Raw genomic sequence first — 19,881 nt, 5'->3', positions numbered from 1 at the left:
CGGCCTCATTGCGGACCAAGCGGACGGTGAAGGGCAAAAGCTCCTCCAACAAGGCCGGGGCATTGGATGCGCCAGAAGGTGCTGGAGCCGTGTTGAAGCTGTAAGACCGGGGAGTAGCGGGGGCGACAGCGGCTGTGGCATGGGTAAACATGATGGTATTCCTTGCAGAAAGTAAGTTGAACAAGCCTCATGGACCGGAATGGTCCACTTGGCGCGTTCAAGTTTACTTTTGCAGTTTGCGCTGTCCAGCGCCTGTTACATGTCGCTTAACAAAGGGCGGTTTGCACTTGCACAGACAGGGTAAGCAGCCGTTTGTGCATGCACAGCACCGCCTGGTCTTTGCTCAGCAGCAAGGCCTGGTGCTCCACCGCTAGGTCAATGAACTTCTGGTCATCGGGGTCGCGGCAGGTCACAATGGCTTTGGGCGCGGTGTCGACCAGCGTGGCCTGACCGTCAAACTGGGCCAGCACGTGGTCAGCCGTGACCTTATAAAAGGCCATGCGCGGCAGAATTTTTGGGTAGCACAGAACACGTGCCAGCTCGTCGCGCATGGATTTGGTGGCGATCCATTCGAGCTGCAGTGCGGCCAGCGCCGACTTGAGCGGGCGTGAGGCAGGGTCATCAAAGACAAAGGCGTCGAGCACGATGTTGGTATCGAGCACCACCCTCACCCCGATTTCTCCATTTTCCCCGCCACCATGTCAAAACGGAACAGGCGGCATTCGATGGGGCCGTTCCACATCGGCACACGCCTGGTTTCTTTCAGGCGCATTTTGCCGGGCAGCTTGAGGTCGGGTGTAAGCACCCAGGCGGTCCAGCCGGCATAGTTTTTCTTCCAGTGGCTGGCCAGCTGGTTAAAAAACTCACCCGCACCCTCGGTTTGCGGTAACTCCCGGGCACCAAAGCGCGGCACATTGGGCTCATCTTCAAAGTTGCCTGCATCAACCGCGTGGCGTGCGCCGCCTTTGGCAACACCGCCCACGTCAATCCGCTCGCCGTAGGGCGGATTCAGCAGCATCACCCCGCCGCCGGTGGCGCTCACATCGATGGGCGGCATGCGCTGCAAGGCATCGCCGCCGCGAAACTCGATCACATCGGCCACGCCGGCGCGCGCCGCGTTGCGCTGTGCAAAATCGACCATGCGGTGCGCCACGTCGCTGCCGAAGATGATGGGTTTTTGATCGGGCGACCTGACCACCTCGGCATCAGCCGCTTCCTGCTTGATCGCCTCCCACGCCTGCTTTTGAAACGGCACGTACTTCTCGAAGGCAAAACGGCGGCGGCTGCCGGGGGCAATGTTGCAGGCCATTTGCGCCGCCTCGATGACGATGGTGCCGCTGCCACAACAGGGGTCGTACAGCGGCAGCAAGTCGGCATCCCCGTCAAACCAGCCGCTGGCGGCCAGCATCGCGGCGGCCAGGGTCTCCTTCAGCGGCGCGTCGCCCTTGTCTTCGCGCCAGCCGCGTTTGAACAGCGGTTCGCCCGAGGTGTCGATGTAGAGTGAGCAGCTGTCGGTGGTCAGGTGGGCATAGATGCGCACATCGGGCCACTGGGTGTTCACATCGGGGCGCACGCCATTGGCCACAGCACGAAAGCGGTCGCACACCGCATCCTTGATCTTGAGCGCGGCAAAGTTCAGCGAGGTGAGCGGGCTGTGCTGGGCGGTGATCTCGACCTTGATGGATTCGCGCGGCGTGAACCAATGCTCCCATGCCACCTCGGACGCGGCCCGGTACAGGTCTTGCTCGCCCCGGTATTCGGTGTAACTCAGCAGCACCAGCACGCGCTGGGCCACGCGGCTGTGCAGGTTCAGCAGCATGGCTTGCGCCAGCGAGGTGCGCACCGCCACGCCACCGCGTTGCTTGGTGATGCAACCCGGCGGCAAGTCGGTGATGCGAAGCACTTCGGGGGCCAGGTAGTCCTCCACGCCAGCGGCGCAGGGGAGAAAAAGCTGCAATTGGTTCATAAGGATTTTCTCAGTGAAGCCGGCGCAATGCGCAGGCCTTCGCGGTATTTGGCCACGGTGCGGCGTGCGCATTCAATGCCCTGTTCCTTGAGCATGTCGGACAACTGGTTGTCGCTCAGCGGTTTTTTCGGGCTTTCGGCGGCGACAAACTGCTTGATCAGGGCGCGCACCGCCGTGCTCGACGCGTTGCCGCCCGACTCGGTCCCCAGGCCGGAGCCAAAAAAATACTTGAGCTCAAAGGTGCCAAACGGTGTCGCCATGTATTTGGCGGTGGTGACGCGGCTGATGGTGGACTCGTGCAGGCCCAACTCGTCCGCAATTTCGCGCAGCACCAGCGGCCGCATGGCCAGCTCGCCGTGCACAAAGAAGCTTTTCTGGCGCTCCACGATGGCGCCGCTGACGCGCAGGATGGTGTCAAAACGCTGCTGGATGTTCTTGATGAACCAGCGCGCCTCCTGCAGGCGCTGCTGCAACGCGGCAAAGTTGGCGGCATCACTGCCACCGGCCTTGTGGCCCCTGAGTGCATTGGCATAAATGTCGTGCACGCGCAGGCGCGGCATCACCTCGGGGTTGAGGCGCACCTGAAACTTCACCATCGGGGCCTGCCCAATAGCAGTCACCAGTACGTCGGGCACCACAATATTGCGCTCGACATCGACAAACCGGCGACCGGGCTTGGGTTCAAGGCGACCGATCAGGGCAATGGCGGCGCGCACCTGCGCGTCGCTGGCGTCGCACAAGGGCATCAGGTGTTTGATGTCGCGCCGGGCCAGCAAGTCCATGGGCTGGGCACAAATGCGCAAGGCAACCTGCAGTGTGCCGGGATCGAATGCCGGGTTGGGCTTGAGCGCTTGCAGTTGCAGGCAGGCGCAGGCACTCCGCCAGATTGCGGGCGCCAACGCCGGTGGGCTCCAGGCTTTGCAGCAGCCTCAAGCCCACGGTGAAATGGTGCACCAGTTCCTCGATCTGCTCGGTGTCATCACCGGCCAGGCCGCGTGCCAGATCGGTCAGGTCGTCTTCAAGGTAACCGTCGTCATTGAGCGATTCAATCAAAAAATGGAGCGCGGCCCGGTCCTCCGGGCTCAGGCGCAGGCTCAGCGCCTGTCGCTGCAAAAAGCTTTGCAATGACTCCTGGCTGCGCGCCAGTTCGGTGGCATCCATCTCGTCGTCGCCGCTGAGGTTGTTGCCGTGCGCGCGTGCCTCGCCACCCCATTCGCTGTCGTCCGGGCTCAGGCTGACGCTGCCGTCACCGTCCCAGCTTGGCGCGTCTTCGATCGAGGTGCTTGAATCTTCCGGCGCGGCTTCCGTGCTGACCCTGGCGGTGTAACTGTCATCGGCACCCGAATAGGCGGCTGACTCCAGCTCGCGGTCGTTGAGGCTGACCGCCGCATCGGCCTGATCCAGCCCAAAGGATTCGCGCTCAGCCTGTTCTTCCGAGCGTTCCAGGAAAGGGTTTTCGTCCAGCATCTGGTCGACCTCGCTGCTGAGCTCCAGCGTGGAGAGTTGCAGCAGGCGAATGGATTGCTGCAACTGCGGTGTGAGCGCCAGATGCTGGGAGGTGCGTAACGAAAGACCCTGCTTCATTGCAGCACAGTACAAGAAGTGACAGGCGTGGGGGCCAAGGGCCGCAGCGCCGGGCCGCCCCAAGCAAGGCCAGCCCCCTCGGGGGGCAGCGTGGTACACGAAGTGACAAGCGCGGGGGCCATAGTCACATTTTGAAGTGCTCGCCCAGGTACACCCGGCGCACATCGACGTTGTTGATGATCTCCGCAGGCGTCCCCTGGGCGAGGACGCTGCCGTCGCTGATGATGTACGCGTGGTCGCAAATACCCAGGGTCTCGCGCACGTTGTGGTCGGTGATCAGCACCCCGATGCCCCGGCTTTTCAGGAACGAGATGATGCGCTGAATCTCGATCACGGCGATCGGGTCAATCCCGGCAAAGGGCTCGTCCAGCAGGATATAGCGCGGCTGGGTGGCCAGGGCGCGGGCAATTTCCACCCGCCGACGCTCGCCACCCGACAGGGCCAGGGCTGATGACTCGCGCAAATGGTCGACCCGCAAATCCTGCAGCAACCCGGTCAGGCGCTTTTCAATCTCTGCTTTTGTCAAGGCTTTGCCCTGCGCATCAAGCTGCAATTCCAGCACCGCGCGCACGTTGTCCTCGACATTGAGCTTGCGAAATATGGAGGCCTCTTGCGGCAAATAGCTCAGGCCCAGCCGCGCGCGCCGGTGAATCGGCATGTGCTCGATGGACTGGCCGTCGATGGTGATGTCGCCCGCACTGGCGCGCACCAGGCCCACAATCATGTAAAAAGAAGTGGTTTTGCCTGCCCCGTTGGGCCCCAGCAGCCCCACCACCTCACCCTTGCGCACCACCAGCGACACGTCCTTGACAACCTTGCGGCTGCCATAAAACTTTTGCAGGTGATGTGCTTCCAGCTGGCCTGCGGGCAGTTCAGCTGTTGTGGCGGCGGCTGGCGTGTCAGGCATGGTCATTATTTGGCAGTGCCTTCCAGTTGCGGGCTGCTGCGCAGGGGCGCGCTGCTCGCGGGGGTCGAGGCGGGTTTGGGTGTCAGCATCGCGCGGACCCGGCCCGCTGGTGCGCCAGGTTGGCCGGTGCTGCCTTTGGCCCCTGTGGCTGGCGCGCCGTCGAGGGTGAAAACGTCGGTCAAATTGTTGTAAACAATGACGCCGGCATTGAACTCATCGTTGAGCCTGGCGCCCTGGAAGCGGCGCAACTGGGCCTGGCCGACAAATTTCACGGTATCCAGGCGGCCATCGTAGTCAATGGTTTCACCCTCGCCCTCAATGATTTCATCAACCCCTTCGCGCTTTTGCCGGAACAATGCGCGTTTGCCGGGCTCGGCTGTGACCACGCCATACTGGTAACCCTGCTCGTCCTGACGCACTTCAAGTTTTTCGCCGCGGATCAGGATCGTGCCCTTGGTCAACACCACCTTGCCGGTAAAAATACTTACCTTCTTGGCATCGTCATAACGCAGCGCATCCGCCTCGACGTTCATGGGCTTGTCGCGGTCCGCATTTTCGGCGTGCACAAGCCCGGCGGACAAAGCCATGACGCAGGAGATGAGCCAGGAGAAAAGGTGAGAAGTCATAAAGGCATGAATCTTGCATAAAGTTTGCAAGATTGTAGCGGTCGGCGCCCTTGGCTCGGCACCAGCAGCTGATTTTTCCGGCCGCAGGCAAGCGCCCGCCCGAACTCAACGATTGCGTCGGACCTGGTCTGTCAAATAGTCAGCCACTTGCAACACCCGGCCCATGCTTTTGGCCAGGGAGCCATCGGTGTAATAACGTCCGGCGATGCCCAGCGCAGGCACACCCTCGACCCTGTAGTCGGTTTGCATTTGCCTGGCGCGTGTGGCTTTGGTGGTGGCCGAAAACGAGTTGAACTGTTCGGTAAACCGGGCTCGGTCAACGCCTTGCTTGACCACCCAGTCGGTGATGGCTGCGGCCTGGCTCAAATTCTGCTTTTCGACATGAATGGCGGCGAACACGCGCGGGTGCAGTTGTTCCAACTGGCCCAGTGCTTCCAGCGCATAAAACAAGCGCTGCTGGGGCTCGAAGCTGGCGTTGAAAGCAACAGGCACCCGTTTGAAGGCGATGTCTTTGGGCAACTGCCTGACCCATTCAACCAGGAAAGGTTCAAACGCATTGCAGTGCGAGCAGTTGTACCAAAAAAATTCGACCACCTCAATCTTGCCGGCGGGTGCATCCACCGGGGCCGGCCGGTTCAATTCGATGAAATCTGCCCCTTCCACAGGCGCCTTGGCTTGCGCCAGCGTCAATCCGGGTGACAGCAGCGCGGTGCCAAAAGCCAGCGCTGCGGTGTTGGTAAAAAGTTCGCGACGTTGCATGCTGTTTTCTCAAAAATGGATTGGTCAGGCTCGGAGCGCTCGACGGCGACAAAGTTCAACGCTGCACGCGCACCAATGCGGTTTCGATGCCGGCGCTGTCAAGGCGGGACTTGGCGGCGTCTGCGGCGTCGCGCTTGTCAAACGGACCCACGCGCACACGGTAAACCGTGCGGCCCGATTGCTCGCGTTCGGAAATTTTGGATTCAATGCCTGCCAATGACAGCTTGGCGCGCTGTGCCTCGGCATCTTCGGGTGTTCGAAAGGCACCCACCTGGATAAAGTAGGTGAACGGGTCGGCTGGACTGGCCTGTGCCGATGCAGTGCTGCTTTTGGCGCGTGCCTTGACCAGATCGCCCAGCGGGTCGGCATTGTCGGCAGGAAGCTTTGCTGCAGGCGTGTCGGCAGGCGTGTCGGCGGGCGGGGGCGTGGTTGATTCAGCCGTGGGCGCTGGCCTGGCTGGATTTTTTCCGTAAAGCGGCGCGTTGGGATCCCAATTCTTGTTTTTCTGCAACTCATTGGCGTCCTGATCGGCGTTGCGAGTGATGGCCTTGTTGAAGAACAGGATGGGCACCTTGGTGACATACACGGCCACCGCCAGCGCCAGGCCCAGACCTACCAGAAGCCCGAGGATAAAGCCCAAAAAAGTGCTGCCGCGTTGATGTTGCATGTGGGGTTTTCAGTTGTCTTGAGGTGAGGAGGGCGAGCTTACATTTTTTCCGGGGCGCTCACACCCAGCACCGCCAGGCCGTTGCGCAACACCTGCGCGGTGGCGGCCACCAGCGCCAGCCGGGCCAGCTTGATCGTGTCATCCTCGACCAGAATGCGTTCGGCATCGTAATAGCTGTGGTAGCAGGCAGCCAGCTCGCGCAGGTAAAAGGTCACGTCATGGGGCGCAAAGTCGTCGGCGGCGGCCGTCAGCATGTCGGGGTATTTGGCCAGCAACAGCATCAGGGCGAGCGCTTGCGGACTTTGCAGGGGCGACAAATCGACCTGCTCCAGGCTGGTCACTGCGCCGCCCCAACTGGCCAGCACCGAGCAGATGCGGGCATGGGCGTATTGCACGTAATAGACCGGGTTGTCGTTGTTTTTGGCCACCGCCAGGTCGACGTCAAAGGTGTACTCGGTGTCGGGCTTGCGACTCAGCAAAAAGAAACGCACCGCGTCCTTGCTGGTCCATTCGATCAGGTCGCGCAGCGTCACATAACTGCCGGCGCGCTTGCTGATCTTGACCTCCTGGCCGCCGCGCACCACACGCACCATGGTGTGCAGCACGTAGTCAGGGAAGCCTTGCGGAATGCCTACATCGGCCGCTTGCAGGCCGGCGCGCACACGGGCAATGGTGCCGTGGTGGTCGGTGCCCTGGATGTTGATGACCTTTTGAAAACCACGCTCCCACTTGCTGATGTGGTAGGCCACGTCGGGCACAAAATAGGTGTAACTGCCGTCTTGCTTGCGCATGACGCGGTCTTTGTCGTCACCGTAGTCGGTCGACTTGAGCCAGAGCGCGCCGTCCTGCTCGTAGGTTTTGCCGGCCTCCACCAGGCGCTTGACCGTGGCCTCAACCCGGCCGCTGGTATAGAGGCTGCTTTCCAGGTAATAGTTGTCAAACCTGACGGCAAAGGCCGACAGGTCAAGGTCCTGCTCATGGCGCAAATAGGCCACGGCAAACTGGCGGATGCTGTCGAGGTCGGCCGTGTCCCCGGAGGCGGTGAAGGCCCGGTCGTCTGAGGTGACCGTTTTTTTGGCCAGGAAATCAGCCGCGATGTCGGCGATGTATTCGCCGTTGTAAAAGTTTTTGCTCAGCGGGTTGTCGGGGTCGGTCGGCCAGCAGGCGTCACCCGGCTTGAAGCCTTGCGTTCGCAGTTGGGTGCTGGTGGCCAGCGTGCCAATCTGGACGCCGGCATCGTTGTAATAAAACTCGCGATAGACCCGCCAGCCCTGGCTGCCGAACAGGTTGCAGATGGCATCGCCCAGGGCGGCCTGGCGGCCATGGCCCACATGCAGTGGCCCGGTCGGGTTGGCCGAGACAAATTCGACCAGCATGGCTTTGCCGTTGTCGGCCTGGCTGCCAAAGCGCTCGCCTTGCAGCAGCACCGAGCGCACCACCTGCTGCTTGGCTGCGGGTTTGAGCTTGACGTTGATAAAACCGGGCCCGGCAATCTCAAGCGACTCCACCCAGGTTTGGTAGGGCAGCGTGGTGCGTAGCAGTTGGCACAGGCTTTCGGCCAGTTGCCGCGGGTTTTGCTTGAGCGGTTTTGCCAGTTGCATGGCGGCCGTGGTGGCCAGGTCGCCGTGGGCGGCCACCTTGGGCGACTCAAACGCCGCTTTGGCGCCGGCGCCGGGCTGTAAATCTTCCAGCGTGGCACGCAGGGCTTCGAGCAATTGGGTTTTGACGATCAACATGCCCGGATTTTACGGGGTGGCCAGGCTGCCGCTGGCCACCGCGCGGGCCAGGCACAGGTCGGCCCAGGCCCTGGCTTTGTCGTGGCCATTGCGCAGCAGGTACACCGGCGGATAGGTCACCACCACCGGCACGCCGGCAAAGCGCCAGACCTGACCGCGCAATTTGCCCAGCGGCAGTCGGGCCTGCTCGGGCGGGGTTTCGCTGAGCAGCAATTGCATGGCAAAACGCCCCATGGCGAGGATCACCCTGGGTTGGGTCAGGGCGATTTCGCGGCGCAAAAAATGGGCGCAGGTGCCAAGCTCTGCGGCGTCTGGCGCACGCATCAGGGCCGGCCGACACTTGAGCACGTGGGTCAGGTAGGCGCGCGAGGAGGGCGCCGGGGCGGTGGCTGCGTTTGCCGCATGGTCCCAGCGCTGCACGCCCACAGCGCGCAGCATGTTGTCCAACAACTGGCCTGCCTCTTCCACGAAGGGCCGTTCAGCGCGTTCTTCGGGCTCATCAGGAGGGTCTCCCAGCACCAGCCAGTCGCATGCCATGGCCGCTTGTGGTGGCGCCAACACCGGTGTGCGGCGTCCCAGGCACATGGCGCAAGCCTGGCAGTGCTGGACTGCGCCGGCCAAGGCTGGCCAGTCCATGTTGGCAATACCCTCGGGCAACTCGGTCAGGCGGGTGGGGCTTGGCGGCCTGATGGGTGGTCGGACGGTGGCGTCAGGGCTGGCCGGCAAGGCGCTGCGCGCTGCCGGGTCAGGCACGGCAGGCAGCGCAGCAGCCGGCGCAGCCTCGGCTGCTGTGTTGTCGGGGATGGGTGCCGGGGCCGGCGCAGCCAGTGTGGCAGCTTCAGGCTCGAGCGCGGTCACAGGCTGCCAGACGCGCACCCCCATTTCCAGCAGCATGGCGCGTTGGCGTGCGTCCAGAGCCAGGCTCATGGCGACCCCTCCAAAGCCGTACTGGCGTTGAGCTTGAGGCTCATGACCACCGCATCTTCGCGCTGACCTTGCGCACTGGGGTAATACTGGCGGCGCACGCCCACGGTGCGAAAGCCGTGCGCTGTGTAAACACGAATGGCCCGGGTGTTGCTGACGCGCGCCTCCAGCCACAACCACTGCGCCCCCTGGCCGCGCGACCACAGGGCCAGCGCGTCGAGCATGACGCGCGCCCAGCCCAGGCGCTGGCAGTCAGGCGAGACCGTGATGTTGAGCAGATGCACTTCTTCGACGCCCTTCATGGCCACAAAATACCCCAGCAGGGTGCCGTCGGCCATCAGCAGTTGCGCCTCATAGGCGCTGGCCAGGCAGTCGACAAAATGGCGCCGCTGCCAGGGATGGGGGTGGGCTTGCTGCTCCATCACGGTCACGGCATCAAGATGGTGTTCTGTCATGGCCTCAAAACGCACCGTCAAGGCTTGGCTTGAGATCTGGGCGCTCATGGCACGGAGCCCGTCAATGCTTTGGTGGCGGCGCGTTCCTGCGTGGTTTGCGCCACCTTGTCACGTATGTAGCTGGGCAGGGCCTGGTCTGCGGGCACGGCGCCGCCAGCGGCCAGCAGGGCTGGGGCCAAGCGCAACAGCGCCGTGGCGGTGGGCAAGGCCCTGATGCGTGTTGCCGTGTTGGGCAAGCGCGCACCGTAGCCGTCAAATACATTGCCCGCCAGTACATCGGGGCTGCTCCACACCAGGCTTTCGGGTTTGATCAGGCGGCAGTCGCTGAGCTGTGTCCAGATGCCATGGGCAAAGGCATAGTCAGCCGTGTACAACTCATCCATGCGGGCATCGAGCAAAGCCGTGACAGCGAGGCTTTGCGCGTTTCCCGTGTTCCAGCGCGCCTCTTCAGCGACAGCCAGCAGGCTGTCCACCGGCAACACCGGAACCGACGCCCCAAACGCCAGCCCCTGGGCGACTGAGCAGGCGGTGCGCAAGCCGGTAAAAGAGCCCGGTCCGGCACCAAACACAATCGCATCAAGGTCCTCAAAGCGCAGTTGCGCCAGCGCCATGAGCCGCTGAATTTCGGGAATCAGATGGGAGGAGGTTTTTGCGCCGCCTGTGGCGTTGTGCTGCCACGGCGCGGCGCCATCGCCGGTGCCGCGTTGCACGGCAATCGACATGCTGTCGGTGCTGGTGTCCAGGGCCAGCAAATTCACGCGCTTGCTCTCTGCAGAACGGCTGGATTGGCGGCATTGCGTGTGGCGGCGCGCACGCCAAACAGAATGCCCGCCGTGACCAGGACCAGCCCGGCCACCACATTCCAGTGCAGCGGTTCGCCCAAGAACAGCACCGCCCCAATGGCCGACAAACCCGGCACCAGCGCGGTGATCATGGTTGAGCGCACCGGGCCAAAGTAACGAATCATCTGGGTAAAGGTGATGCCAGAGATCACCACCGAACCCCAGCCCTGGAACAGCGCCTGAAACAACAGGTCTTGCAGCGGTGCGGTAAACAGGTGGGACTGGACCACGCCGGTCAGCGCCAGCGCGCTGTACATTGGCAGATAAGTCAAGGCGGCGAAACTGGTGATGGCGATGGTGGCGCGCACCGCATCCAGCCTGTGGTGGCGCACCAGCACGCTATAGGTGGCCCAGCACAGGGCGCCGCTCATGAACAGCAGGTCGCCCAGCCAGACCTGGCCGCCCTCAAAGGCGCGCAGCAGGCTCAACCCTCCCACCAGCAAGTCTCCCAGCAAAATCAGCGCCAGACCCAGCGCGCGCACGGGGGTGATGTGCTCGCGCAGCAACCAGGCCGCCAGCAGCGTCGTCCAAAGCGGCAAACTGCCCGGCAACAGCACCGATGCGTGCAGCGCCGGTGCATAGGCGAAGCCGCTGTAGGCCAACATGGCGTACAGCAGACCGCCAAAGAATCCCGCCAAAACAGTGATTCGCCGGGACAGTGGCGACACACCCATCCAGGAGGCACTCGGCAGGCCGCGGGCACGGTCCTGGTGCACCAGGTAGGCCCCCCAGGGAAGCAAAATCAGCGCCGCCCCGAAGATGCGGCAAAAGGCAATGTCCAGTGGCGTGAGCGGGCCACCACGCGCCGGGTCGGCCGAGGCGCGGGCAATCAGGATGAATGAGGTCCAGATCAGCACCGTGATCACGGCCGAGGCAATGCCAATGGCGCGTGGCGACAGGCGCCGGGGACGGTCAAAAGTGAAAGGCATGGGTCAATTATCGGCGGTCTGCTGAGGTGCTATGTTAAAAGTAGCAATTGGCGTCATTGGGGGCGTTTCTGGCGGCCAATGCGGGCTCGCCAGTCATGGTGTGGCCAGATTCACCTCGTCAATTTGCAAGGGGTGGATGAATGCCTGGGCATAACTGAGATAAACCCCCTGGTTGATAAAAATGTCAAACAAATCGGGATCGATATGACCTTCGTCCTTCATTCTGACCATGATGCTGATGGCTTGTGACAGCTTCATGCCCGGCTTGTAAGGTCGATCGGAGGCGGTCAGGGCCTCAAAGATATCGGCAATGCCCATGATGCGCGCCTGCACTGACATTTCTTCACGCGTCAGGCCCTTGGGGTAACCCTTGCCATCCATGCGCTCGTGGTGACCACCGGCAAATTCGGGCACGTTTTGCAGGTGTTTGGGCCAGGGCAATTTCTCCAGCATTTTGATGGTGGCGACGATATGGTGATTGATGGTGTCGCGCTCGGACCGGGTCAGGGTGCCTTTGCGGATGCTCAGGTTTTCTGTTTCATCGGCTGACAAAAAGTTGCTTTGATGCCCCTTGGTATTGCGCCACTGGTAATGGCTGGCAATGTGCTGCACGCGCGCCACCGCGTCGTCGCTCATGAATTCGCCTCCGGAATTGGTGGCCCGCAAAAAAGCCCGGTCATCGTCGAGCGCGCCGAGCTGGACTTTCAGGTTTTCAAGCGTCGCATTTTCGGAGGCGGCATCGACGCAGGGGCGCAGCGCCAGTTGCTGGCGCAGGGCGGCAATCTCGGCATCGCGCCGCAGCACCTCGAAGCGGGTGTCGATCAGGTCAATCCGGTCGTACAAAGTGTGCAGCTTGGTGGCCTTGTCCACCACATGCACCGGGGTGGTGACCTTGCCGCAGTCGTGCATCAGGCCGGCAATCTTGAGCTCATAACGGTCGGCCTCGGTCATTGAAAAACTGGCCAGCGGACCTGCCTTGTTTTTTGCGGCAGCCTCGGCCAGCATCATGGTCAGGGTCGGAACCCGCTGGCAGTGGCCCCCGGTGTAGGGTGATTTTTCATCAATGGCCAGGTTGATCATGCTGATGAAAGACTCGAACAGGTCTTCCAGTTGCTGAATCAGCAAGCGGTTGTTGAGCGCAATGGCGGCCTGCGATGCCAGTGATTCCACCAGTTGCTGGTCAGCCTTTGAAAAGGGCACCACTTCATGGGAGCCGGGGCACATGGCGTTGAGCAATTGCAGCACGCCAATCACATCGCCGTCCTGATTGCACATGGGCACGGTCAGGAAAGACCGGGAGCGGTAGCCGGTGTTCTGGTCAAACTTGCGGGTGCCCGAAAAGTCAAAATTGGGATCGGTGTAGGCGTCTTCGATGTTGACGGTGACGCGGTGAATGGCCGCATAAGCCGCCACCAGCGAGTCGTTGGGCTCGCCGGCTGCATTGAGCAAGGGCAAATCCGGAAAATGGATTGGCGCAGCGGCACTGCCGCCCATCGCAATGTCGAGGGAATCGGTGCGCAAGATCTCAAAGTGCAGACTGTTGGCATTGGCGGCTTTGCTGTAAATGGTGCCGCCATCGGCGTGGGTGATGCCTTTGGCGGTCAGCAAAATGTATTCCAGCAAACGGGTGATGTCGCGTTCGTTGGACAGCGCCGCACCGATGTCATTGAGCTGCTCCAGTCGCCCAAGCAGGCCTTCAACAGAATCGACGTCGGTGTTTTGGAAGGAGGTCGTCATGGCTGTATCAGGTATTTTGGTTAAGACTGGTGTCGCGGGGTATGCCGGCTGCCGCTGATGATGTCACCATATTATTGATCTTTGAAGCTGGCGCCGGCTACTGCCTGGCGTTGCGGTGGTTGGCGGGCAGCGCCTGCGGGTAGCTGGTGCGAAACGGGTTGATGTCGAGGCCGCCGCGGCGCGTGTAGCGCGCATAAACGCTGAGTTTGTGCGGCTGGCATCGCGCCTGGATGTCGGTGAACATGCGCTCGACACAATGCTCGTGAAAACCCTGGTGGTCGCGAAAGCTGATGATGTAGCGCAACAGCCCGGCCTGGTCGATCTGCGGGCCAAAGTAGCTGATCTGCACGCTGCCCCAGTCAGGCTGGCCGGTGACCGGGCAGTTGCTGCGCAGCAGGTTGCTGGTGAGCACCTCCGACACCGGGGCCTCAAGGGTGGCCGCACTCAGCAGGTCAGGCGCTGGCGTGTAGCGGTCGCAGTCCAGGTCGAGCCGGTCCAGGCTCAGGCCATCAAGCTCCTCGATCGGCTCGCGGTCAAACAGCTCGGCCGCCAGCAATTTGACGCCCACGCTGGACTGGACCACGCCGCCGCGCCAGGCGGCTTCGGTCAAATCGGCGCGCAGTCGGGCCAGCACTTCGGCGGCATCGGTAAAACGGCTGTTGTTGAAGCTGCCCAGGTAAAGCTTGAGCGATTTGCTCTCGATGATATTGACCGATTCGCACGGCACCGTGATGTGCGCCAGCGCTACCTGCGGCTTGCCGCGCGGGTTGAGCCAGCTCAGCTCAAACGCAGTCCACAGGTCGGCACCCAGAAAAGGCAGCTGGGTGCCAAGACCGAGTTCAGAACGCTGCGCTGCCCTGGGGATGGGAAACAGCAGCGATGCGTCATATTGGTCCGCATACACCGTGGCCTGACCCAACCGGGATTGCTGTGGCGTGTTCATGGCTGGGCCAGTTGTCGCCGCCACACCAGGCGCTCGGCGCTGGACTGGCTGGCCTCAAAGGCATAGCCATCCAGATCAAAACCCTTGAGCTGCTCTGGCAGGTTCACGCGCTCGGTGGCGGCAAAGCGAGCCATCAGGCCGCGCGCGCGCTTGGCGTAAAAGCTGATGATCTTGTAGTGGCCATCCTTGAAATCTTCAAACACGCAGTCGATCACCCGCGCCTTGAGCGCCTTTTTGTCCACCGCCTTGAAGTATTCCTGGCTGGCCAGATTGATCACCACAGGGGTTTTGTCGCGCTGCAAGCGGGTGTTGAGGTAGGCGGAAATCTGGGTACCCCAGAACTGGTAAAGGTCCTTGCCACGCGGGTTGGGCAGCCGGGTGCCCATCTCCAGCCGATACGGCTGCATATAGTCCAGCGGCCGCAATACACCATACAGCCCGCTCAAGATGCAAAGGTGGTCTTGCGTCCAGGCCAACTCGTCCGCGCCGAGAGTCTTGGCGTCGAGCCCGTCGTACACGTCACCATTAAAGGCCAGCACTGCCTGCTTGGCATTCTTGGCCGTAAATTTGGGGCGCCAGGCTTGGTAGCGCGCCACGTTCAGCCCGGCCAGGCTGTCGCTCAGGCTCATCAGGCTGGCAATCTCTTGCGGTGACTTCTGTTGCAGGATGTCGATCAGTTCCTGGGCCTGAGGCACAAACAGCGGCTGGCTGTGCGGCACGGCAGTGACCGGGGGATCAAAGTCGAGCGATTTGGCGGGGGAAAGTAAAAACAGCATGTGTGTCAAGGCTCAGGGCATCAAAAAGGGCTTCACGAGGAAGCCCTGATGATACGCACCCTGGCCTGCTCATTTGAGGTCGGATGCCAGCGATGCCAGCGTGTCGTCGGCCAGCGTGACGTGCGCCGGGTAGTTGGTGTGGTCGCAGCCCACCTTGACGGCGGCACCCGCCTTGACGGCGGCGCACATGACTGGCGTCAACTCAAAGCGGGCAAAGTGCACCGCCGAAGTTTTTTCGTCGTTTTCGCGGTCCATGTCCTCGTCGGCGATGGCATAGACGCGCGCTTGGCCCTCGACTTCGACAAACAGGCGGTCTTCCACGCCGATCAGACGCGCCAGTTCGCGTTTTCGCTCACTCACATCGGGGTATTCCAGCAGCACGGTCGCGGTCCAGTTGCTGCCGCCGGGCACCAGCGCGGCGTAGGCGTCGATTTCCTGCTGGATGCCGTCTTCTTCAAAGATTTTCTCAATGCGCAGCATCTCCTGAATCTGGTAACGAATGGTGGTTTCGGACTCGAACTGCAGCGTCATGTGTTCGCCCAGGTGCACACTGCGCAGCTTGCGGTGCGCCATGACAGCGGGTTTGTTGGCTTTGCGCCATTTGCTGTAAGCCTCCAGGCTCATGAGGCTCTCAGGTGTGATGTTTCCGGTGATTTGCATGGTGTTTCCTGTGTTATTTCAGTCCGTAGGCGCGGGCGATCAGGCTCAAGGGGTGCTGCAGTTCGGGCGTGCCAAGCTGGTTGACCTCAAAGCCCTGGGCAATGTGGTGGCCACCCAGCGGGCAGTCGGAGCTGATGTAGTCGGGCTTGCTGCCGTCCTTCATGCTGGCCATGCCCTTGAACAGTGGTTTGCCGATTTTCATGGCCTGCTGGTGGTACAGCTTTTTGACGCCAAAGGTGCCGGCGTGGCCCGAGCAGCGCTCGAAGGTGTTGACGGTGGTGCCGGGCACCATCTTGAGCATTTCCTCGGTCTTCTTGCCGATGTTCTGCACCCGGCCATGGCACGGGATCTGGTAGCTGACGTTGCCCAGCGGCACCGGGAAATCGACCTTGAGCAGGCCGTCGCGCTTGCGCTGCATCAGGTACTCGAACGGGTCCCACATGCTCTCCTTGACGAGCTGCACGTCGGCCTCATCGGGGTACATCAGCGGGATTTCCTGCTTGAACATCAGGGCGCAACTCGGCACCGCCGCCAAAATGGCAAAACCGTCCTTGGCGTAATTGGCCAGCATCGGAATATTGGCCTCCTTGCTGGCGTTCACTGATTCAAGATCTCCCAGTTCCAGCTTCGGCATGCCACAGCATTTTTCTTTTTCGACCAGCACGTAGGGGATGTCATTGTGGTCAAGGATCTTGAGCAGGTCCAGGCCAATGCCCGGCTCGTTGTAGTTGATGAAACAGGTGGAAAAAATCGCCACTTTGCCAGGGGTTTTGGCGCCATCCTTGACCACGGTGGCTTGTGCCTCGGGCGCGGCCGAGCGGAATTTTTTGGTCGCCAGCGAGGGCAGCCAGGCGTCCTTGTCCACGCCTGCCACCTTTTCCATCACGCTGCGCGCCATTTTGGTCTTGTTGACCGCATTGGCCACCTGCACCACGACTGGAATACCGGCCAGTTGGCCATGCACATCAGTGGAGGCCAGAAACTTCTCGGCGGCACCGACATCACCTTTGCGGAACTTGATGGCCTTGGCGCGCAGCATGGTGTGCGGGAAGTCGAGGTTGAACTGGTGCGGCGGCACATACGGGCACTTGGTCATGTAGCACAGGTCGCACAGGTAGCACTGGTCCACCACTTTCCAGTAGTCCTTCTTGTCGACGCCATCCACCTCCATGGTCTTGCTCTCGTCCACCAGGTCGAACAGCGTGGGGAAGGAGCCGCACAGGCTCACGCAGCGGCGGCAACCATGGCAGATGTCGAAGATGCGCTCCAACTCGACAAAGGTCTTTTCTTCGTCGAAATACTCGGAATTTTTCCAGTCGATCGCATGACGGGTGGGTGCTGACAGATTGCCCTCGGTGGCCATGGTGTTCTTCCTTGTCAAGAATGTTGTGGTGGCGCGGGAAACAGCGAACGCATGCGGCGCAAGGCGGCATGGGATTGGCATTGGGCGCTGCAGGCAACGCCCAACACCAATCACTCCAACATCAATCAACCAGTTCGGTCAACGCCTTGGCATAGCGGTTGGCATGCGAGCGCTCGGCCTTGGCCAGGGTTTCAAACCAGTCAGCCACCTCATCGTGGCCTTCCTCCCGCGCGGTCTTGGCCATGCCGGGGTACATGTCGGTGTACTCGTGGGTTTCGCCCGCCACCGCCGAGGCCAAGTTGTCACGGGTGCTGCCAAAGGGCATGCCGGTGGCCGGGTCGCCGCATTGTTCCAGCCATTCCAGGTGGCCGTGGGCATGGCCGGTTTCGCCTTCAGCGGTGGAGCGGAACAGGGCTGCCACGTCTGGCTGGCCTTCCACGTCGGCCTTGTTCGCAAAATACAAATAGCGGCGGTTGGCCTGGGACTCGCCTGCGAAGGCGGCTTTCAGGTTGTCTTCCGTTTTTGAACCTTTGAGTGCTGCCATGGAAATCTCCTTAAAGTTGATGGAAAAGGCGTTTGCTTTGAACAAGATGGGTCAAAGTGAGTAAAAGCATAAACGGCCGGCAGTGTCCGGGTCAAATTGGTACTGTCAATGCCTTCGATTGATTTGCGCTATTGAGCTTAGCTTACCGATGCGATGTGGCATTCGTTCGCCATTGAATTTGACTATTGATAGTTTATGAATAATGAATAATGAATTCGATAGTAATGAGCTATGATTATCAACATCGGAAAACAACCGACAACCCTTTTTAAACTCTCCAAGGAATCTCTCATGTCATTGATCAACACGCAAATCCCCGCTTTCAAAGCCCAGGCATTTCACAACGGCAAATTCGTTGAAGTCAGCAACGAAAGCATGAAGGGCAAATGGTCGGTCGTGATTTTCATGCCGGCAGCCTTCACGTTCAACTGCCCCACCGAAGTCGAAGACGCGGCCGACAACTACGCCGAGTTCCAGAAAATGGGCGCCGAGGTCTACATCGTCACCACCGACACCCATTTCTCGCACAAAGTGTGGCACGAGACCTCTCCTGCCGTGGGCAAGGCCAAGTTCCCGCTGGTGGGCGACCCAACCCACACCCTGACCCGTGGCTTTGATGTGCACATCGACGCAGACGGCCTGGCTTACCGCGGCACTTTTGTCGTCAATCCCGACGGCATCATCAAGACCCTGGAAATCCATTCCAACGAAATCGCCCGTGATGTGAAAGAAACCCTGCGCAAGCTCAAGGCCGCCCAGTACACCGCCGCTCACCCGGGTGAAGTGTGCCCCGCCAAGTGGAACGAAGGTGCCAAGACCATCGCTCCGTCGCTGGAACTGGTTGGCAAGATCTAAGAATCACAGCCCCAAAAAGCTCTCCCCACACTGGCGGACTCACAAGGTTCGCCAGCCTGTTTCTGGCCTCAGTCGCCCATTCATTTGGCTGAGGCCGGTTCTCAAAGTCGCTTAAATTACGAAAGAACGAAAGATATGTTGGACGATACCCTCAAGACACAACTGGGCGCTTACCTGGAGCGCGTACAACATCCTTTCGAGATCGTTGCCTCCTTAGACGACTCCGAGAACTCACGCGACACGCTGTCCTTGCTGCAGACCATTCAGGGCCTGCGCAGCGACAAGATCACGCTTAAAGTGGACGGTAATGACGCGCGCAAGCCGTCTTTCAGCCTGCAGCGCACCGGCAGCAGCAGCAGTCTGCGTTTTGCCGGCCTGCCGCTGGGCCATGAATTCACCTCGCTGGTGCTGGCGCTGCTGTGGACCGGTGGCCACCCGCCCAAGGTCGAAGCCGATGTGGTTGATCAGATCAAGGCGCTCGACGGTGACTACAACTTTGAGGTTTACATGTCGCTGAGCTGCCACAACTGCCCCGACGTGGTGCAGGCGCTGGCCCTCATGGCGGTGCTCAACCCGAAGGTCAAGACCGTGGTCATCGAAGGCGGCGCGTTTCAGGACGAAGTCAACCAGCGCCAGATCATGGCGGTGCCGATGGTATTTTTGAACGGCCAGATGTTCCATTCCGGCCGCATCTTGCTCGAAGAGGTGATTGCCAAGCTCGACACCGGCGCGGCTGCCCGCGATGCGGCCAAGCTCAGCGCGCAAGCCCCGTATGACGTGTTGATCGTCGGTGGCGGCCCGGCCGGCGCAGCGGCGGCGGTGTATGCCGCCCGCAAAGGCATTCGCACCGGCATTGCCGCCGAGCGCTTTGGCGGCCAGGTGAACGACACGCTGGCGATCGAAAACTATGTTTCGGTGCTGGAAACCGACGGCCCCAAATTTGCCGCGGCGCTTGAAGCACATGTGCGCGCCTACGACGTCGAAATCATGAACCTGCAGCGCGCCGACAAGCTGCTCCCGGCCGCCACGCCCAACGGGCTGATTGAAATCCAGCTCGCCAATGGCGGCAGTCTGAAAAGCAAGACCGTGATTCTGAGCACCGGCGCACGCTGGCGCAATGTGAACGTGCCCGGAGAGCAGGAGTACAAAAACAAGGGTGTGGCCTATTGCCCGCACTGCGACGGCCCGTTGTTCAAGGGCAAGGACGTGGCGGTGATTGGCGGGGGCAACTCCGGCATCGAGGCCGCCATCGACCTCGCCGGCGTGGTCAAACATGTCACCGTGATCGAGTTCATGCCCGAACTCAAAGCCGATGCGGTGCTGGTCAGAAAACTGCACAGCCTGCCCAATGTGACGGTGCATACTAACGCTCAAACCCTTGAGATCACCGGTGCCGACGGCAAGGTCAACGGCCTGCGCTACAAAGACCGCGCCAACAACACCGAGCACCTGGTGCCGCTGCACGGTGTGTTTGTGCAAATTGGCCTGGTGCCCAACACCGAATGGCTCAAGGGCACGCTGGAACTGTCAAAACACGGCGAGATCGTGGTCGATGCCCGCGGCCAAACCTCCTTGCCCGGTGTGTTTGCCGCCGGTGATGCCACCACC

The 19,881-nt window shown here is 61.2% G+C and carries 19 protein-coding genes and 1 pseudogene; 2 read left to right on the top strand and 18 right to left on the bottom strand.

Annotated features, from left to right (window positions below; translation table 11 throughout):
* Positions 1 to 266: 266 nt before the first annotated feature.
* From GPS82_RS07770 to GPS82_RS07685, 18 genes and pseudogenes are all read right to left on the bottom strand, one after another.
* Positions 267 to 671: a putative toxin-antitoxin system toxin component, PIN family gene (locus tag GPS82_RS07770; protein WP_296492989.1), complete on the bottom strand. Its 405-nt coding sequence runs from the start codon at positions 669 to 671 to the stop codon at positions 267 to 269.
* Positions 668 to 1,966, bottom strand: a complete 1,299-nt coding sequence (locus GPS82_RS07765) for a class I SAM-dependent RNA methyltransferase (RefSeq protein ID WP_296492987.1) — start codon at positions 1,964 to 1,966, stop codon at positions 668 to 670. The genes GPS82_RS07770 and GPS82_RS07765 overlap by 4 nt, the downstream gene beginning before the upstream one ends.
* A pseudogene (gene rpoN / locus GPS82_RS07760) lies at positions 1,963 to 3,550 on the bottom strand (RNA polymerase factor sigma-54). The gene GPS82_RS07765 and the pseudogene rpoN overlap by 4 nt, the downstream one beginning before the upstream one ends.
* Before the next feature lie 124 nt (positions 3,551 to 3,674).
* A complete protein-coding gene (lptB, locus tag GPS82_RS07755; protein ID WP_296492984.1) occupies positions 3,675 to 4,463 on the bottom strand; it encodes an LPS export ABC transporter ATP-binding protein in 789 nt (262 codons plus the stop codon).
* Complete coding sequence (gene lptA, locus GPS82_RS07750) at positions 4,463 to 5,083, bottom strand: lipopolysaccharide transport periplasmic protein LptA (protein WP_296492981.1); 621 nt, start codon at positions 5,081 to 5,083, stop codon at positions 4,463 to 4,465. Before lptA ends, lptB begins: the two co-directional genes overlap by 1 nt.
* A gap of 105 nt (positions 5,084 to 5,188) precedes the next feature.
* Positions 5,189 to 5,842: a thiol:disulfide interchange protein DsbA/DsbL gene (locus GPS82_RS07745; protein WP_296492979.1), complete on the bottom strand. Its 654-nt coding sequence runs from the start codon at positions 5,840 to 5,842 to the stop codon at positions 5,189 to 5,191.
* Between the two features lie 55 nt (positions 5,843 to 5,897).
* On the bottom strand, positions 5,898 to 6,509 hold the full coding sequence (locus GPS82_RS07740; protein ID WP_296492976.1) for an SPOR domain-containing protein: 612 nt from the start codon (positions 6,507 to 6,509) through the stop codon (positions 5,898 to 5,900).
* A 38-nt stretch (positions 6,510 to 6,547) separates the two neighbouring features.
* Entirely contained in the window at positions 6,548 to 8,245 is a 1,698-nt protein-coding gene (gene argS / locus GPS82_RS07735; protein ID WP_296492970.1) for an arginine--tRNA ligase, read from the bottom strand.
* A gap of 9 nt (positions 8,246 to 8,254) precedes the next feature.
* Positions 8,255 to 9,172 (bottom strand): uracil-DNA glycosylase, encoded by a 918-nt coding sequence (locus GPS82_RS07730; RefSeq protein ID WP_296492966.1) that lies wholly within the window; start codon positions 9,170 to 9,172, stop codon positions 8,255 to 8,257.
* Positions 9,169 to 9,672 (bottom strand): ribosomal protein S18-alanine N-acetyltransferase, encoded by a 504-nt coding sequence (rimI, locus tag GPS82_RS07725; RefSeq protein ID WP_296492964.1) that lies wholly within the window; start codon positions 9,670 to 9,672, stop codon positions 9,169 to 9,171. The genes GPS82_RS07730 and rimI overlap by 4 nt, the downstream gene beginning before the upstream one ends.
* Positions 9,669 to 10,382 carry a tRNA (adenosine(37)-N6)-threonylcarbamoyltransferase complex dimerization subunit type 1 TsaB gene (tsaB, locus tag GPS82_RS07720; RefSeq protein ID WP_296492961.1) on the bottom strand — a complete coding sequence of 238 codons (714 nt, stop codon included), beginning with the start codon at positions 10,380 to 10,382 and terminating at the stop codon, positions 9,669 to 9,671. The genes rimI and tsaB overlap by 4 nt, the downstream gene beginning before the upstream one ends.
* A complete protein-coding gene (locus tag GPS82_RS07715) occupies positions 10,379 to 11,395 on the bottom strand; it encodes a DMT family transporter (RefSeq protein WP_296492959.1) in 1,017 nt (338 codons plus the stop codon). Before GPS82_RS07715 ends, tsaB begins: the two co-directional genes overlap by 4 nt.
* Before the next feature lie 93 nt (positions 11,396 to 11,488).
* The gene (locus tag GPS82_RS07710) at positions 11,489 to 13,132 is read right to left on the bottom strand and encodes an HD family phosphohydrolase (RefSeq protein WP_296492957.1); all 1,644 of its coding nucleotides are present in this window, start codon (positions 13,130 to 13,132) and stop codon (positions 11,489 to 11,491) included.
* Positions 13,133 to 13,229: 97 nt separating this feature from the next.
* Positions 13,230 to 14,075 (bottom strand): NADPH-dependent 7-cyano-7-deazaguanine reductase QueF, encoded by an 846-nt coding sequence (gene queF / locus GPS82_RS07705; RefSeq protein ID WP_296492954.1) that lies wholly within the window; start codon positions 14,073 to 14,075, stop codon positions 13,230 to 13,232.
* Entirely contained in the window at positions 14,072 to 14,851 is a 780-nt protein-coding gene (yaaA, locus tag GPS82_RS07700) for a peroxide stress protein YaaA (RefSeq protein WP_296492951.1), read from the bottom strand. Before yaaA ends, queF begins: the two co-directional genes overlap by 4 nt.
* 69 nt (positions 14,852 to 14,920) lie before the next feature.
* A complete protein-coding gene (locus GPS82_RS07695; protein WP_296492948.1) occupies positions 14,921 to 15,511 on the bottom strand; it encodes a DUF3501 family protein in 591 nt (196 codons plus the stop codon).
* Between the two features lie 13 nt (positions 15,512 to 15,524).
* The gene (locus tag GPS82_RS07690) at positions 15,525 to 16,874 is read right to left on the bottom strand and encodes a heterodisulfide reductase-related iron-sulfur binding cluster (RefSeq protein ID WP_296492945.1); all 1,350 of its coding nucleotides are present in this window, start codon (positions 16,872 to 16,874) and stop codon (positions 15,525 to 15,527) included.
* Between the two features lie 121 nt (positions 16,875 to 16,995).
* Entirely contained in the window at positions 16,996 to 17,418 is a 423-nt protein-coding gene (locus tag GPS82_RS07685) for a rubrerythrin family protein (protein ID WP_296492942.1), read from the bottom strand.
* A 291-nt stretch (positions 17,419 to 17,709) separates the two neighbouring features.
* Here GPS82_RS07685 and ahpC point away from each other — a divergent pair, with 291 nt between their 5' ends.
* Together ahpC and ahpF are read left to right on the top strand one after the other, a co-directional pair.
* Positions 17,710 to 18,273 carry an alkyl hydroperoxide reductase subunit C gene (gene ahpC, locus GPS82_RS07680; protein ID WP_296492940.1) on the top strand — a complete coding sequence of 188 codons (564 nt, stop codon included), beginning with the start codon at positions 17,710 to 17,712 and terminating at the stop codon, positions 18,271 to 18,273.
* 135 nt (positions 18,274 to 18,408) lie between these two features.
* The coding region (gene ahpF, locus GPS82_RS07675; RefSeq protein WP_296492937.1) for an alkyl hydroperoxide reductase subunit F at positions 18,409 to 19,881 on the top strand (1,473 nt) is incomplete at its 3' end.

It is taken from the genome of Rhodoferax sp. (assembly GCF_011391645.1).
Lineage (GTDB): Bacteria > Pseudomonadota > Gammaproteobacteria > Burkholderiales > Burkholderiaceae_C > Rhodoferax.
This window is presented reverse-complemented; position numbering and strand designations above follow the sequence as displayed.